The organism is Pseudomonas sp. AL 58, assembly GCF_036348395.1.
GTDB classification, from domain to species: Bacteria; Pseudomonadota; Gammaproteobacteria; order Pseudomonadales; family Pseudomonadaceae; genus Aquipseudomonas; species Aquipseudomonas defluvii.
The window spans coordinates 338,588-354,986 of record NZ_JAZBQR010000002.1 but is presented as its reverse complement, the minus strand read 5'-3'; the positions used below and the strand labels follow the sequence as shown (position 1 = coordinate 354,986).

The 16,399-nt window shown below is 61.1% G+C and carries 14 protein-coding genes; 8 read left to right on the top strand and 6 right to left on the bottom strand.

The features are described from left to right. The first annotated feature begins 83 nt into the window (after positions 1 to 83). The 6 genes from UIA24_RS02040 (at position 84) to UIA24_RS02015 (ending at position 7,156) form a co-directional block, all read left to right on the top strand. Entirely contained in the window at positions 84 to 1,541 is a 1,458-nt protein-coding gene (locus UIA24_RS02040) for a gamma-aminobutyraldehyde dehydrogenase (RefSeq protein ID WP_065759945.1), read from the top strand. An 89-nt stretch (positions 1,542 to 1,630) separates the two neighbouring features. Continuing rightward, positions 1,631 to 2,782, top strand: a complete 1,152-nt coding sequence (gene ydcS, locus UIA24_RS02035) for a putative ABC transporter substrate-binding protein YdcS (RefSeq protein ID WP_065759946.1) — start codon at positions 1,631 to 1,633, stop codon at positions 2,780 to 2,782. A gap of 142 nt (positions 2,783 to 2,924) precedes the next feature. Further along, the gene (locus tag UIA24_RS02030) at positions 2,925 to 3,965 is read left to right on the top strand and encodes an ABC transporter ATP-binding protein (protein WP_102052899.1); all 1,041 of its coding nucleotides are present in this window, start codon (positions 2,925 to 2,927) and stop codon (positions 3,963 to 3,965) included. A 1-nt stretch (position 3,966) separates the two neighbouring features. Then, complete coding sequence (locus UIA24_RS02025; protein ID WP_330522063.1) at positions 3,967 to 4,917, top strand: ABC transporter permease; 951 nt, start codon at positions 3,967 to 3,969, stop codon at positions 4,915 to 4,917. Then, the gene (locus tag UIA24_RS02020) at positions 4,907 to 5,713 is read left to right on the top strand and encodes an ABC transporter permease (RefSeq protein WP_102052901.1); all 807 of its coding nucleotides are present in this window, start codon (positions 4,907 to 4,909) and stop codon (positions 5,711 to 5,713) included. Before UIA24_RS02025 ends, UIA24_RS02020 begins: the two co-directional genes overlap by 11 nt. A gap of 18 nt (positions 5,714 to 5,731) precedes the next feature. Continuing rightward, positions 5,732 to 7,156 carry a gamma-aminobutyraldehyde dehydrogenase gene (locus UIA24_RS02015; RefSeq protein WP_102052902.1) on the top strand — a complete coding sequence of 475 codons (1,425 nt, stop codon included), beginning with the start codon at positions 5,732 to 5,734 and terminating at the stop codon, positions 7,154 to 7,156. Between the two features lie 83 nt (positions 7,157 to 7,239). On the opposite strand, the gene UIA24_RS02010 is transcribed toward UIA24_RS02015, so the two are convergent. From UIA24_RS02010 to UIA24_RS02000, 3 genes are all read right to left on the bottom strand, one after another. Beyond that, positions 7,240 to 8,346, bottom strand: coding sequence for an NADH:flavin oxidoreductase/NADH oxidase (locus UIA24_RS02010; RefSeq protein WP_065759951.1), 1,107 nt, complete (start codon positions 8,344 to 8,346; stop codon positions 7,240 to 7,242). A gap of 125 nt (positions 8,347 to 8,471) precedes the next feature. Further along, complete coding sequence (recJ, locus tag UIA24_RS02005) at positions 8,472 to 10,181, bottom strand: single-stranded-DNA-specific exonuclease RecJ (protein WP_330522062.1); 1,710 nt, start codon at positions 10,179 to 10,181, stop codon at positions 8,472 to 8,474. Between the two features lie 46 nt (positions 10,182 to 10,227). After that, complete coding sequence (locus UIA24_RS02000) at positions 10,228 to 10,770, bottom strand: YaeQ family protein (RefSeq protein ID WP_065759953.1); 543 nt, start codon at positions 10,768 to 10,770, stop codon at positions 10,228 to 10,230. A gap of 143 nt (positions 10,771 to 10,913) precedes the next feature. Between UIA24_RS02000 and UIA24_RS01995 the strand changes: the two genes are divergently transcribed. Then, positions 10,914 to 12,113 carry a CaiB/BaiF CoA transferase family protein gene (locus UIA24_RS01995; RefSeq protein WP_330522060.1) on the top strand — a complete coding sequence of 400 codons (1,200 nt, stop codon included), beginning with the start codon at positions 10,914 to 10,916 and terminating at the stop codon, positions 12,111 to 12,113. Positions 12,114 to 12,133: 20 nt separating this feature from the next. Continuing rightward, positions 12,134 to 13,012: a TIGR02285 family protein gene (locus UIA24_RS01990; RefSeq protein ID WP_330522058.1), complete on the top strand. Its 879-nt coding sequence runs from the start codon at positions 12,134 to 12,136 to the stop codon at positions 13,010 to 13,012. On the opposite strand, the gene UIA24_RS23175 is transcribed toward UIA24_RS01990, so the two are convergent. The 3 genes from UIA24_RS23175 to UIA24_RS01975 all read right to left on the bottom strand — a co-directional run bounded on the left by UIA24_RS23175 (position 12,976) and on the right by UIA24_RS01975 (position 16,362). Beyond that, positions 12,976 to 13,437 (bottom strand): hypothetical protein, encoded by a 462-nt coding sequence (locus UIA24_RS23175; RefSeq protein WP_442962999.1) that lies wholly within the window; start codon positions 13,435 to 13,437, stop codon positions 12,976 to 12,978. The genes UIA24_RS01990 and UIA24_RS23175 overlap by 37 nt on opposite strands. A gap of 183 nt (positions 13,438 to 13,620) precedes the next feature. After that, positions 13,621 to 15,030, bottom strand: a complete 1,410-nt coding sequence (gene thrC / locus UIA24_RS01980; protein WP_065759957.1) for a threonine synthase — start codon at positions 15,028 to 15,030, stop codon at positions 13,621 to 13,623. Positions 15,031 to 15,057: 27 nt separating this feature from the next. Next, complete coding sequence (locus UIA24_RS01975; protein ID WP_102052906.1) at positions 15,058 to 16,362, bottom strand: homoserine dehydrogenase; 1,305 nt, start codon at positions 16,360 to 16,362, stop codon at positions 15,058 to 15,060. Positions 16,363 to 16,399: the final 37 nt, after the last annotated feature.

The following is a 16,399-nucleotide window of genomic DNA, read 5'->3' as shown; positions in this document are numbered from 1 at the left end:
TAGTCTCTCCGTGACGAGCACGCAAGGCCCCAGGCTTCCCGACGAAGCACTTGGCACCGACAGAACAAAAGAGAACTCGCACTATGGCTGGCACGCCCCCACTGCTGACCCATCTGCTGATTGACGGCGAACAGGTGGCCGGTCACGGTCGGGCCGAAGCGATCCTCAATCCTGCGACCGGCGAGGTGCTGACTCAGGTTGCCGACGCCAGCACCGAGCAGGTCGAACAGGCCATTCAGGCGGCTCAACGGGCATTTGCTGGCTGGGCCCGCACAACACCACAGCAACGCTCCAGCGCCCTGCTCTCGATTGCCGATGCCATCGAAGCGCAGGCAGACCTGCTGGCACGCCTTGACGCCATGAACTGCGGAAAACCCCTGCATTTGGCACGCCAGGACGACCTGACAGCCGCCATCGACGTGTTCCGGTTCTTCGCCGGGGCCGTGCGCTGCCAGACCGGTCAACTGGCCGGTGAGTACCTGCCCGGCTACACCAGCATGGTGCGCCGTGATCCACTCGGTGTGGTCGCCTCGATTGCGCCATGGAACTACCCGATCATGATGGCCGCCTGGAAGATCGCGCCTGCGCTGGCCGCCGGCAACACCGTGGTGTTCAAACCTTCCGAGCACACACCACTGTCGATCCTGGCACTGGCCCCGGCGCTGGCCGAACGCCTGCCACGCGGGGTACTGAATATTGTCTGTGGCGGTGGCGAGGGGGTTGGCAGCCACTTGGTCAGCCACCCGGCGGTACGCATGGTGTCGTTGACCGGCGATATCGTCACCGGCCAGAAAATCCTCCAGAGCGCGGCCAAAACCCTGAAGCGCACACACCTGGAACTGGGCGGCAAGGCACCGGTGATCGTCTGCAACGATGCCGACCTCAAGGCCGTCGTCGAGGCTGTACGCACCTACGGTTACTACAACGCCGGCCAGGACTGCACCGCGGCCTGTCGCATCTATGCCCAAGCCGGCATCCATGATCGGCTGGTCAGCGAGCTCGGCAGCGCCGTTTCCAGCGTACGCTTTGCCGGCAAGCGCGATGCCGACAACGAGATCGGCCCACTGATCAGTATCCGCCAGCGGGACCGGGTCGCAAGCTTCGTCGAGCGCGCCCTGAGCCAGCCCCACATTGAACGCATCACTGGGGCTGCGGTGCATTCCGGGCCAGGTTTCTTTTACCAGCCGACCCTGCTGGCTGGCTGCAAACAGACCGACGAAATTGTCCAGCGTGAGGTATTCGGCCCGGTGGTGACCGTCACCCGCTTCGACGAACTGTCCCAGGCCGTGGACTGGGCCAACGACTCCGAATACGGCCTGGCCTCATCGGTATGGACGCAGAACCTGGATAAAGCCCTGCAGGTCGCGGCTCGACTGCAGTATGGCTGCACCTGGATCAACAGCCATTTCATGCTGGTCAGCGAAATGCCTCACGGCGGGCTCAAGCGCTCCGGGTATGGCAAGGACCTGTCCAGCGACTCACTGCAGGACTACAGCGTGGTCCGGCACATCATGGCCCGCCAGGGCGAACCATGGGGTTAGACCCGCAGAACCGCACTACGCTTATAAGAAGTAGATCAGATAACGCCTTCACTACTGCCCCGACCATAATTTAAAGAAGAGGGATAACCATGTTCGTGAACAAGACTGCAGTGCTCAGTTCCTTGGCTACCGCACTGCTGGCCAGTGCCAGCCTGCAAGCGGCCGAACCACTCAAGGCTGTTGGCGCGGGTGAAGGCCAACTGGATATCGTCGCTTGGCCCGGCTACATCGAACGCGGCGAAAGTGACAAGAACTACGATTGGGTAACCGGTTTCGAGAAAGAGACCGGGTGCAAGGTCAGCGTGAAAACCGCCGCGACCTCCGACGAGATGGTCAGCCTGATGGCCAAAGGCGGTTACGATCTGGTCACTGCCTCGGGCGATGCCTCCCTGCGCCTGATCGTTGGCAAACGCGTACAGCCGATCAATACCGCACTGATCCCCAACTGGAAGAACCTCGATCCGCGCCTGAAAGATGGCGCATGGTATGTGGTCAACAAGCAAGTCTATGGCACCCCGTACCAATGGGGCCCGAACGTGCTGATGTACAACACCAATGTGTTCAAGCAGGCCCCGACCAGCTGGAGCGTGGTGTTCGAGCCACAGAACCTGCCAGACGGCAAACCCAACAAGGGCCGGGTCCAGGCCTATGACGGCCCCATCTACATTGCCGATGCGGCGCTCTACCTGAAATCGGCCAAACCGGAACTGGGTATTCAGAACCCCTATGAACTCACCGAAACCCAGTACAAGGCCGTGCTTGACCTGCTGCGTCAGCAGCAACCGCTGATTCACCGCTATTGGCATGACGCAACCGTCCAGATGAGCGACGTGAAAAACGAAGGCGTGGTTGCCTCCAGCTCGTGGGGCTACATGGTCAACGGCCTGAAAGCCGAGCAACAGCCTGTGTCCTCGACTATTCCCAAGGAAGGCGCCACGGGCTGGGCGGACACCACCATGCTGCATGCCGAAGCCAAGCACCCCAACTGCGCGTACAAGTGGATGGACTGGTCATTGCAACCGAAGGTCCAGGGCGATGTAGCGGCCTGGTTCGGCTCGCTGCCCGCCGTCCCTGCGGCCTGCAAGGCCAGTGAACTGCTGGGCGCAGAAGGCTGTGCAACCAACGGCTTCGACCAGTTCGACAAGATCGCCTTCTGGAAGACCCCGCAGGCCGAAGGCGGCAAGTTCGTGCCTTACAGCCGCTGGACTCAAGACTACATCGCGATCATGGGCGGTCGCTGACAGCTTCAAGTGCCGACCTTGCCGGTGCAGTAACAACCCTGCACCGGCAAGGTCAATGCCTTGAGAGACACCTTACATCGATTTCAGCAGTCCAGGCGTTGGGCGCGCTGCGCGCCCTTACGCCTATCCGGAGCACCGCACCATGACGCTTGCAGTCCAGTTCACCCACGTTTCCCGCCTGTTCGGCGAAGTGAAGGCCGTAGACCGGGTTTCCATTGATATTCAGGACGGCGAGTTCTTCTCCATGCTGGGCCCGTCCGGCTCAGGCAAGACGACCTGCTTGCGACTGATCGCCGGTTTCGAACAACCCAGTGCCGGCTCGATTCGCATACACGGCGTGGAGGCTGCCGGCCTGCCGCCCTATCAGCGTGACGTCAACACGGTGTTTCAGGACTATGCCCTGTTCCCGCACATGAACGTTCTCGATAACGTCGCCTACGGCCTGAAGGTCAAAGGCGTCTCAAAAAACGAACGCCACGCCGCCGCCGAAGAAGCCTTGGCCATGGTCGCGCTGGGGGGCTACGGCGCGCGCAAGCCGGCACAACTGTCCGGCGGTCAACGCCAGCGCGTGGCCCTGGCCCGCGCCCTGGTCAATCGGCCGCGCGTACTGTTGCTCGACGAACCCTTGGGCGCCCTCGACCTGAAGCTGCGCGAGCAGATGCAGAGTGAGCTGAAGAAGCTCCAGCGTCAGTTGGGCATTACCTTCATCTTCGTCACCCACGATCAGACCGAAGCGCTGTCGATGTCTGATCGCGTAGCCGTATTCAACCGAGGGCGCATCGAACAGGTCGATACCCCACGCAATCTTTACATGCAGCCGGCCACCACGTTCGTCGCCGAGTTCGTCGGCACCTCCAACGTGGTCCGTGGCGAACTGGCCCAACAGCTCAATGGCAGTAGCCTGCCGTTCTCCATTCGCCCGGAACATATCCGCTTTGGCGAAGGCCCCTTGGCCAGCCATGAGGTGCAGGTCAGCGGGCTGCTCCATGACATTCAGTATCAGGGCAGCGCCACCCGCTACGAACTGACGCTGGACAGCGGCCAGACCCTGGCGGTGAGCCAGGCCAATAACCAGTGGCAAGCCCAGTCGCCGGTATTTCAGCCTGGCCAACGCCTGACCGCGCGTTGGGCCCGCGAGGCCATGACCGCCCTGCAGGAAACCGCGTTGCACGAGGGTCAGTAAGATGAGCCTGACCCTGGATAAACAGGCGCCCGTACAGCACGAGCCTGCGCTGCGACGCTTCTCCAACCTGCTCTACCGACGGCCGAACCTGTACCTGGCCTTGCTGCTGGTGCCGCCACTGATCTGGTTCGGGGCGATTTACCTGGGCTCACTGCTGACGTTGCTCTGGCAAGGGTTCTACACCTTCGACGACTTCACCATGGCGGTCACCCCCGAGTTGACCCTGGCGAACTTCACCGCCCTGTTCAACCCGTCAAACTTCGACATCATCCTGCGCACCCTGGGCATGGCCGTCGCGGTCTCCCTGGCCAGCGCAGTGGTGGCATTCCCGATTGCCTACTACATGGCGCGCTATACCAGTGGCAAGACCAAGGCCTTTTTCTACATTGCCGTGATGATGCCCATGTGGGCCAGCTACATCGTCAAGGCCTATGCCTGGACCCTGCTGCTGGCCAAGGGCGGGGTTGCCCAGTGGTTCATTCAGCAACTGAATCTGGAGCCAGTGCTGCATGTCATCCTCGGTATTCCCGGCGTTGGCGGCAGCACCCTGTCGACCTCGCACCTGGGCCGTTTTCTGGTGTTTGTCTACATCTGGCTGCCGTTCATGATCCTGCCGATCCAGGCATCGCTGGAACGCCTGCCGCCCTCATTGCTGCAAGCCTCGGCGGACTTGGGCGCCAAACCCCGGCAAACCTTCATGCAGGTCATCCTGCCACTGTCGGTACCGGGCATTGCCGCCGGTTCGATCTTCACCTTCTCGCTAACCCTGGGCGACTTCATCGTGCCGCAACTGGTCGGCCCGCCCGGCTACTTCATCGGCAGCATGGTGTATGCCCAGCAAGGCGCTATCGGCAACATGCCGATGGCCGCAGCCTTTACCCTGGTGCCGATCGTGCTGATTGCCATCTACTTGTCCATCGTCAAACGACTGGGGGCCTTCGATGCACTCTGAAAAAGCGTCCCTGGGCCTGCGCCTGGCTGCCTGGGGCGGGCTAGTGTTCCTGCACTTCCCGATCCTGATCATCTTCCTCTACGCCTTCAACACTGAAGACGCCGCCTTCAGTTTTCCGCCTCAGGGCTTCACCCTGAAGTGGATCAGCGTGGCGTTCTCGCGCCCCGACGTGCTGGAGTCGATCAAGCTCTCGTTGCAGGTCGCCTGCATGGCCACCCTGATTGCCCTGGTACTGGGAACCCTGGCCTCCGCGGCCCTGTACCGGCGCAGTTTCTTTGGCAAGGAAAGCATCTCGCTGATGCTGATCCTGCCGATTGCCCTGCCTGGCATCATCACCGGTATCGCTCTGCTCTCCGCGTTCAAGCGCCTGGGCATCGAGCCGGGTATTTTCACCATCGTCGTCGGCCACGCCACCTTCTGCGTGGTGATCGTCTACAACAACGTCATCGCTCGCCTGCGCCGAACCTCGCAAAGCCTGATCGAGGCGTCCATGGACCTGGGTGCCGATGGCTGGCAGACCTTCCGCTTCATCGTTCTGCCCAACCTGGGCTCAGCCCTGTTGGCGGGCGGGATGCTGGCCTTTGCCCTGTCGTTCGATGAAATCATCGTCACCACCTTTACCGCCGGCCATGAGCGCACCCTGCCGATCTGGCTGCTCAATCAGCTCAGCCGGCCACGCGATGTACCTGTCACCAACGTCGTCGCAATGCTGGTGATGCTGGTGACCATGCTGCCGATCCTTGGCGCCTACTACCTGACCCGCGGCGGCGAAAGCGTTGCCGGCAGCGGCAAATAACTCCTGGAGGACTCGAACATGCAAACCAAACTGCTGATCAACGGCCAACTGGTTGCCGGCGAAGGTAGCGCCTACCCAGTGATCAACCCGGCACAGGGCAGCGTGCTGGTAGAAATCAATGAAGCCAGCGAAGCGCAAGTCGACAGCGCCGTCCGCGCGGCAGACCTGGCCTTTGAAAGCTGGTCGCAGACGACGCCGAAAGACCGCTCACACCTGTTGCTGCAACTGGCCGATGCCATCGAAGCGCATGGTGGCGAGCTGGCAAAACTGGAGTCGGACAACTGCGGCAAACCGTACCACGCGGCCCTGAATGACGAAATCCCGGCCATTGCTGATGTGTTCCGCTTCTTCGCCGGCGCCAGCCGTTGCCTGAGCGGTTCGGCGGCGGGCGAGTATTTGCCGGGGCATACGTCGATGATCCGTCGCGACCCGATCGGTGTTGTTGCCTCCATCGCTCCGTGGAACTACCCGCTGATGATGGTCGCCTGGAAGATCGCCCCCGCGCTGGCCGCCGGCAATACCGTGGTGCTCAAGCCCTCGGAGCAGACCCCTCTGACGGCCCTGCGCCTGGCCGAACTGGCCGCACCGATCTTTCCGGCGGGGGTCCTCAACATCCTGTTTGGTTGTGGCCCGAGTGTCGGCACGCCGCTGGTGACGCACCCGAAAGTGCGCATGGTCTCGCTGACCGGCTCGATTGCCACCGGCGCCAACATCATTTCCAGCACGTCCGACAGCGTGAAACGCATGCACATGGAGCTGGGCGGCAAGGCACCGGTCATCATCTTTGACGACGCTGACATCGATGCCGCCGTCGAAGGCATCCGCACGTTCGGCTTCTACAACGCAGGCCAGGACTGCACTGCCGCCTGCCGCATCTACGCCCAGAGCGGTATCTATGAACGTTTTGTCGAGAAACTCGGCAAGGCGGTGTCCACCATCAAGTACGGCAAGCAAGGCGACCCCAGTACCGAACTCGGCCCATTGATCACCGCCCAGCACCGTGAGCGCGTTGCCGGCTTCGTCGAGCGCGCGATTGCCCAGCCACATATCCGTCTGATCACGGGCGGCAAATCAGTGCCTGGCCATGGTTTCTTCTTCGAGCCAACCGTACTGGCCGACGCCCAGCAGGACGATGAAATCGTCCGCCGTGAAGTGTTTGGCCCAGTGGTTTCCGTGACCCGGTTCGAGGATGAAACACAAGTAGTGGCCTGGGCCAACGACTCCGACTACGGCCTGGCCTCCTCGCTCTGGACCGCCGACGTGGGCCGTGCACACCGTATCTCGGCACGCCTTCAGTACGGCTGCACTTGGGTGAACACCCACTTCATGCTGGTCAGTGAAATGCCGCACGGCGGGCAAAAGCTGTCCGGGTACGGCAAGGACATGTCGATGTACGGGCTAGAGGACTACACCTGCATCCGCCATGTAATGTTCAAGCACTGACCGCCCAAGCGCAGGCAAGCCCAAATGGCAGCAGCGGGCTTGCCTGCGATGCTTTCCAGAGCGTCGACGATGAAGGCTCGCCTTCAATCGCGCAAATCTGACTCGTGAATCGGCTGCTCGCGGCTGGTGGCTCGTTGGTATTGTGCAGGCCAGACCGCCTTGTTGCCGCCCAGGTCATCATCGGCATGCAGCGGCCAATAAGGATCGCGCAGCAGCTCTCGGGCCAGCAGGATAATATCGGCCTGACCGGTGCGCAGGATATGTTCGGCCTGGGCCGGCTCGGTGATCATGCCCACTGTGCCGGTAGCGATTTCCGACTCCTTGCGTACCCGCTCGGCAAATCGGGTCTGGTAGCCTGGCCCGATCGGGATTTCGGCATGCACCGAGGTCCCGCCGGAGGACACATCGATCAAATCGACCCCCAGGGCTTTCAAGCGTCTGGCCAATTCGACGGTTTCATCCGGGTTCCAGCCATCCTCGACCCAATCAGTGGCCGACACCCGTACGAATACGGGCAGATCACGGGGCCAGACCTCACGGACAGCTTCGGTGACCTGCAGCGTCAAACGAATTCGGTTTTCAAAGCTGCTGCCGTACTCATCACGGCGCTGATTACTCAAGGGCGACAGGAACTGGTGCAGTAGATAACCATGGGCAGCATGCACCTCGACCACTTTGAAGCCGGCCGTCAACGCACGCTTGGCCGCACTGACGAAGGCCTGAATCACCTCGTGAATCTGCGCCACGCTCAATTCACTGGGGGCGGTGTGCTCAGGGTCGAAGGCAATTTTCGACGGCCCCACCGGTACCCAGCCACCGTCTTCGGGTTTGACGCTGCCACGCTTGCCAAGCCAGGGCCGATGGGTGCTGGCCTTACGCCCGGCATGCGCCAGCTGAATGCCGGGTACCGCGCCTTGGGCAGTTATGAACCGGGTAATACGTTGCAATGGGGCGATCTGTGCATCGTTCCACAGGCCAAGGTCCTGAGCGGTGATCCGGCCTTCGGCGGTGATCGCAGTCGCTTCAGTAAAGACCAACCCGGCACCACCGACCGCGCGGCTCCCCAGATGTACAAGATGCCAGTCATTGGCCAGCCCATCCGCGGCCGAATACTGGCACATGGGTGATACGGCGATTCGGTTGGGCAGGGTCAGTTGGCGCAGGGTGTAGGGCTCAAGCAGCAAGCTCATGGGGCACCTCTCAAATTAAGTGGTAAGGCTCCAGAGGCATTGATCGGCCGACCACAGAATCTTCCCCGCAGGCTCTTCGACCCGATCAACCCTTTTTAGAGCCTAGACCACTTTGCTCCCTGCAATCAGCGCGGCTCCATATGGACGATCATCAATTGCACGGTTTCCTGCCCTCGGAACTCGTTGAGGTCGAGTTTGTAGGCCAGTTCCACCCAACGCACGGTAGGGTTGGGCCAGATATCCCGATCAATGCCAAAGGCAATACCGTCGAGCTTGACCGAGCCACACTCACTCTTGAGCACCACTTTCAGGTGGCGCTCACCCACCACCCGCTGCTCGACCAGTTGAAACACCCCGTGAAACAGCGGTTCAGGGAAGTGTTGCCCCCATGGACCGGCATGACGCAAAGCCCGCGCCAGTTCCAGGTGAAACTCCTCAGCCGAAAGGCTGCCGTCGGACAACAACCGACCGGTCAGGTCTTCTTCACGCAATTGCCGACGCACTTCCTCATCAAAGGCCTGAGCGAACGCCGGAAAGTGTTCTGCCGGTAATGACAGACCGGCCGCCATCGCGTGGCCACCGAACTTGCTGATCAACTGAGGATGGCGAGCAGCTACCGCGTCCAGTGCATCGCGGATATGGAACCCCGGCACCGAGCGGGCCGAGCCCTTGAGCATGCCCTCACCGGCGTCGGCAAAGGCGATGGTCGGGCGGTGGTAACGCTCCTTCAGTCGCGAGGCGAGAATACCGATGACGCCTTGGTGCCAGTCGGGCTCGAACAGGCACAGGCCGAACGGCATCGACTCCAGTGGCAAGTCCTTGAGCTGGGCCAGCGCCTCACGCTGCATGCCCTGCTCGATGGATTTGCGGTCCTGGTTCAACTCGTCAAGTTGGGTCGCCATTTCCTGCGCCTGGCCCGCATCCTCGCTGAGCAGGCATTCAATGCCCAGGCTCATGTCATCCAGACGCCCGGCCGCATTGAGCCGTGGCCCAAGAATGAACCCAAGGTCAGTCGAGGTAATACGCCGATGGTCACGTCGGGCCACTTCCAGAATGGCCTTGAGCCCAGGCCGGGCCCGCCCGGCGCGGATGCGCTCCAGGCCCTGATGCACCAGAATGCGGTTGTTCGCATCCAGTGGCACAACGTCGGCGACGCTGCCCAGGGCCACCAGATCAAGCAGTTCGCCGATGTTCGGCTGCGGCCGGTTGGCGTAATGCCCGAGGCCGCGCAGCCGCGCCCGCAGCGCCATCAGCACATAGAAGATCACCCCTACCCCGGCCAATGCCTTGCTCGGGAAGGTGCAGCCCGGCTGGTTCGGGTTGACGATGGCATCCGCTGCCGGCAGTTCGTTGCCGGGCAAATGGTGATCGGTCACCAATACCTTGAGCCCGGCGGCCTTGGCTGCCGCCACGCCCTCGACACTGGAGATGCCGTTGTCCACGGTAATCAGCAACTGAGGCTGACGCTCCAGGGCTACTGCAACGATTTCCGGGGTCAGGCCGTAACCGAACTCGAAACGGTTGGGCACCAGGTAATCGACGTGGGCCGCCCCCAGCAAACGCAAACCGAGTATGCCCACCGTGCTGGCGGTCGCGCCGTCGGCATCGAAGTCACCGACAATCAGAATACGCTGGCGCTGCTCCAGGGCTTCGACCAGCAGGTCGACCGCCGCATCAATGCCCTTCATCTGCTGGTACGGCAACAGGCGCGCCAGGCTTTTATCCAGCTCGGCCTCGGACTGCACGCCACGCGCAGCGTACAAACGGGTCAACAGGGGTGGCAGATCGCCAAGGAACGGCAATGTGGTCGGCAAGGGCCGCGGTTCGATACGCATGGGGCTAAAAGGGCTTCTCTGGCATTCGGGAAAACGAAGGGTGAGCTCAGACGCGCTCGCCGAGCAGCCACTCCAACTGAACTTCATGCTGACCGCGATCATCGGTGACGAAAATGGTCCCTTCACTGATCATCACGTCCCACTTGATTGCACGAGGCATGTCCGTGGCCAGCGTCTCCAGCACGTCCTGGGGCACCGCTGCGATGTTGACGTTCTTCAGACCCTTGACCGCATCGACGACCTTGGTTTGCCAGACACGCAAGCTGCCATAGGCCAACAGGCTGGTGCGCTCTGTGCGTCGCGAGCACCAGGTCAGGCGATCGGCATCTGGCTGACCAACTTCAATCCAGTGCAGGACGCGATCATCCAGGCTCTTTTCCCAGAGTGCCGGCTCGTCGACGTCCGACAAGCCTCGGCCGAACGCCAACTGCTCGTTGTACCAGAAGGCATAAGCCAGCAGGCGTACGGCCATGCGCTCTTCGGTTTCCGAAGGATGGCGGGCGATGGTCTGCTTGACGCTTTCATACACACCGCGATCGAGGTCAGTAAGATTCAGTTCAAACTTGTAGGTAGTGGACGGCTGGGCCATGAACGGGCTTCTTGCGAAAAAAGAAAGTCGCCCAGTCTAACCGATCTCGACACCCAGTCCCTTACAAACCTGCGCCAGAGCAGTATCTGTCGTCGCACAGCTGTGATAAAAACAGTGCTCTGCCCAGTTGCAACGGATGCCTAATGTCTACGCCCAGCAAACCACTCGCCGGCTTGAAAGTCATCGAACTTGGCACCCTGATCGCCGGCCCCTTTGCCTCGCGTATCTGCGCCGAGTTCGGCGCCGAGGTGATCAAGGTCGAGTCCCCGGATGGCGGCGACCCGTTACGCAAATGGCGCAAGCTGTATGAAGGAACCTCGCTGTGGTGGTTCGTACAGGCACGCAACAAGAAGTCGCTGACACTGAACCTGAAACACCCCGAAGGCCTGGGCATCCTCAAGCAGTTGCTCAGCGACGCAGACATCCTGATCGAGAACTTCCGCCCCGGCGTAATGGAAAAGCTCGGGCTGGGCTGGGACACCCTGCATGCACTAAACCCGAAACTGGTCATGGTGCGGCTTTCCGGCTTCGGTCAGACCGGCCCGATGAAAGACCAACCCGGCTTCGGTGCCGTCGGCGAGTCCATGGGCGGGCTGCGCTACATCACCGGTTTCGAGGACCGCCCGCCTGTACGCACCGGCATCTCCATCGGCGACTCCATCGCCGCCTTGTGGGGTGTGATTGGCGCACTGATGGCCCTGCGTCATCGCGAAGTCAATGGCGGCCAGGGCCAAGTGGTCGACGTTGCTCTGTATGAAGCCATCTTTGCCATGATGGAAAGCATGGTCCCGGAGTTCGACGTGTTCGGTTTCATTCGTGAACGCACCGGCAACATCATGCCCGGCATCACACCGTCATCGATCCATACCAGTGCCGACGGCAAGCACGTGCAGATCGGCGCCAATGGCGATGCGATCTTCAAGCGCTTCATGCACGCGATTGGGCGCGACGACCTGGCCGACGATCCGGCACTGGCCAGCAACGATGGCCGCGACCTGCGCCGCGACGAACTCTATGGGGTGATCGACCGCTGGGCCCAGAGCCTGCCACTGGACGCCCTGATGCAGACGCTGAACGACGCACAAGTGCCTGCCAGCCGCATCTACTCTGCCGAAGACATGTTAAGCGACCCTCAATTCCTCGCTCGCGAGATGTTCCTCCAGGCCAAGCTGCCCGATGGCAAGCCCTTCAAGATGCCTGGCATCGTGCCCAAACTGTCCGAAACGCCCGGCTCAAGCGATTGGGTGGGGCCCGAGCTGGGCGCCCATACCGATGCCCTGCTGAAGGACCTGGGCTATGACCCACAGGCGGTCGCCCGCCTGCGCGAGCAGGGCGCGGTCTGAACAGGGCGCGCAAACGGAGCATGCTCGGCGCTGTGCTGGGCATATTGCTCGGCATTGCCCTGCCGACTTCCGCCTCGGCCAAGGAAACGCTGACTTGGCTGCTGCGCGACCTTCCGCCACTGACAATCTTTGAAGGCCCACAGAAAGGCCAGGGTGTGGTCGATCTGTTACTCAAAGAGCTGATCGCCAATATGCCCGAGTACGATCACAGTATCGTCAGGGTGAACCGCGCACGTGCCCTGCAAATGCTGCAATCGCCGACCTTCACCTGCGACCCGACGTTGATCTGGACACCTGAACGCGACCGCTATGTGACGTATTCAATCCCGAACCTCGGCGCATTGAGTAACGGCTTGGTCGTGCGCAAACAGGACGCCTCGCTGATCACGCCGTTTCTCAAGGATGGCAAGGTCGACCTGGAAGCGCTGCTTGCCAGTCGCTTGCTCAAACTCGGCATCGTCGCCGAACGCAGCTACGGCCCGGTCATCGATGACATGCTGAAAGCCGCGCCTCAGGAGACCCTGAGTCGACACTATGGCAACGATGCTGTGACCAACCTGCTGCAGATGCAGCATCTAGGGCGCCTGCACCTGTTACTGGGCTATCTGCCGGAAATTCGCTACCTGAGCAAACAGCAGCAACTGAACGCGGAGCACCTGACGGTGTACCCGCTCAAAGGCCTCCCACGCTATCAGTTCACCCACGTCGGCTGTTCAGATACCCCGCAAGGTAACGAAGCCATCAAGCACATTGATCAGTTGCTGCAGTCACTGCGTCAGGACCTGATGCCAACAGCCTATGCACGCTGGCTGGATCCGGAGCTGCGCGACAGCTACCTGAATGACGCCCGGCACTTTTTCGATCAGCGGGCAGCAGACGCTGCGGCGCAGACGCCTTGAGTCGACATGAGCGACTGGGGCCGTGCGCTGCCACATGAATACCCTTCACGGTAGCGACGCAACTGCTGGTCCAGCGCCGGCACCGTAACAGGCCATGGCAGGCCACCCAACACCCATACCCCTTGCGCGCGCGCCCTGCTGCAGAGGCTGTTGGGTGACGTGGGATCTACCTCACCGACAACGAGCAGCGCCCTGACGCCTGAGTGATCGAGCAGGTACGCCAGCAATGCCTCACTCGCCTGCTCAGACATGGCGTCATCGCAGATCAACAGGTCGACCTGCTTGCAACGCGTCAGTACGTCCATGGCTGATACCAGGGTATCAGCGGTGAGCACGTTGAACACCCCATTGGCGTTGAGCATTTGATGCAATGCCATCAGCTGAAAGGGCTGCTCTTGAAGCACCAGTACATTAAGGGTTTGCATGGCGGTTTTCCTGTTGCAGGCGTGATCGGTCGAACACGCGGGTACACTCTAGAAAACCCCTCACAGACATCCCATAGGACAATTCCGAAACACTGCCGGGATAAGTCCACAATCAACTCACCATAAACGCGAGCGAAAAAAAACCCGTCAAATGACGGGTTTTTCTCTTCTCGGATCAGCCGATTACAGCGGCTTGCCGCGATTGCCATGCTGGCTGACGAAAGCTTGTACAGCCTTCAGGTCATTCGCCAACACCGTGCATTTCTCTTCACGGCTGAACAGATCGGCCAGGTGAGCCGGCAGCTCAAGTGCCTTGCCAACACCCGCCTTCTCTACCGCTTCCGGGAACTTGACCGGGTGCGCTGTGCCCAGCACCACCATCGGAGTGTCCAGGCTACGACGGCACTCACGAGCGGCTTTGACGCCGATGGCGGTGTGCGGGTCGAGCACTTCGCCAGTCTGGGCAAAGACGTCAGCGATGGTCTCGCAGGTTTGCGCGTCGTCGACCGCCAACGAGTCGAACAGCTTGCGCGCTTCGGTCCAGCGATCCTGCTCGACGCTGAAACCGCCGCCCTGCTTGAAGTTGTCCATCAACTCAGCGATGGCCGCACCGTTACGCCCATGCAGGTCGAACAGCAGACGCTCGAAGTTCGACGAGACCATGATGTCCATCGACGGTGACAGGGTCGCGTGCAGGGTTTCCTTGACGTACTGATTACCGCTCATGAAGCGGTGCAGGATGTCGTTGCGGTTGGTCGCGACGATCAGTTGGCTGATCGGCAGGCCCATGTTACGTGCCAGGTAGCCAGCGAAGATGTCACCGAAGTTACCGGTTGGCACCGAGAAGGCAACCGAACGCGCCGGGCCACCCAACTGCAGGGCAGCGTGGAAGTAGTAGACGATCTGGGCCATGATCCGCGCCCAGTTGATCGAGTTCACTGCCACCAGGCGCGTGCCCTTGAGGAAGCCCTGGTCAGCGAAGCTGGCCTTGACCATTTCCTGGCAGTCATCGAAGTTACCTTCGATGGCGATGTTGTGGATGTTCTCACCGAAGATGGTTGTCATCTGGCGGCGCTGAACCTCGGAAACACGCTGGTGCGGGTGCAGGATGAAGATATCGACGTTGTCGCAACGACGGCAACCCTCGATAGCGGCCGAGCCGGTGTCGCCGCTGGTAGCGCCGATAATCACCACGCGCTCGCCGCGCTTGACCAGAACGTGGTCAAGCAGGCGACCCAGCAGTTGCAGGGCGAAATCCTTGAATGCCAGGGTCGGGCCGTGGAAGAGTTCAAGCACCCACTCGTTGCTGTTCAGCTGACGCAGCGGAGCAACGGCTGCGTGGGCGAACTCACCGTAGGTTTCTTCGAGAATCTTCTTGAAATCGGCATCGGCAATGCTGCCGGTGACGAACGGGCGCATCACTCGGAATGCCAGTTCGTGGTACGGCAGACCAGCCCAGGAAGCGATCTCTTCCTGGGTGAAGCGTGGCAGGTTCTCAGGCACGTACAGGCCGCCATCGCTGGCGAGACCTGCCAGCAACACGTCTTCAAAATTCAGGGCCGGTGCCTGGCCGCGGGTACTGATGTAACGCATGACCTATTCCTCTAACGCAAAGACTGCTCAGTTCAGTTGTTCGACGCGAATACGCACCACGTTGCCCACGACATCCTGCAGGGCTTCCAGCGCGGTGATGGCGTCGTTCATACGCTGCTCGAGCACTCGGTGAGTCAGCAGGATCATCGGTACCAGGCCGTCGTGTTCCTCGACTTCCTTCTGCATGATCGATTCGATATTGATACCGCGCTCCGACAGGATGCTCGCCACCTGGGCCAGCACGCCCGGATGATCCTTGGCCTGAATACGCAAGTAATAAGCACTTTCGCAGGCTTCGATTGGCAGAATCGGGTGAGCAGACAGCGAGTCTGGCTGGAACGCCAGGTGCGGCACACGGTTTTCCGGGTCCGAGGTCATGGCACGAACCACGTCCACCAGGTCGGCAATAACCGAGGAGGCGGTCGGCTCCATGCCGGCACCCGCGCCATAGAACAAGGTCGAACCCGCCGCATCGCCATTGACCATCACAGCATTCATCACGCCGTTGACATTGGCGATCAGGCGGTCCGACGGGATCAGGGTCGGATGGACGCGCAGCTCGATACCATTGGCAGTGCTGCGGGCCACGCCCAGGTGCTTGATGCGATAGCCCAGTGCCTCGGCGTAGTTGACGTCAGCCGTGGTCAACTTGGTGATGCCTTCGGTATAGGCCTTGTCGAACTGCAGCGGAATACCAAAGGCGATGGACGCCAGAATGGTCAACTTGTGCGCCGCGTCGATACCTTCGACGTCGAAGGTCGGATCGGCTTCGGCGTAGCCCAATGCCTGGGCTTCGGCCAGCACATCAGGGAATGCACGGCCTTTCTCGCGCATTTCGGTGAGGATGAAGTTACCGGTGCCGTTGATGATCCCGGCAACCCAGTTGATGCGGTTGGCCGAGAGGCCTTCGCGAATCGCCTTGATCACCGGAATGCCGCCTGCAACGGCAGCTTCGAAGGCGACGATAACGCCCTTCTCGCGGGCCTTGGCGAAAATCTCGTTGCCATGCACTGCGATCAGCGCCTTGTTCGCGGTGACCACGTGCTTGCCATTCTCGATGGCCTTGAGCACCAGATCGCGGGCGATGGTGTAACCGCCGATCAACTCGATGACGATATCAATCTCAGGGTTGCTCGCGACCTCGAACACGTCAGCGGTAATGGGGGTACCGGTAATCTGGCAATTCGGGTTTTGCGAACGCATGGCAATTTGTGCCACTTCGATTCCACGCCCGGCGCGGCGGGCAATCTCCTCGGCGTTACGCTGAAGTACATTGAAGGTACCGCCACCGACGGTCCCCAACCCACAGATGCCTACTTTGACCGGTTTCACTGTGAACTCCCCATTAAACGACCGGCATGAGGCCGGT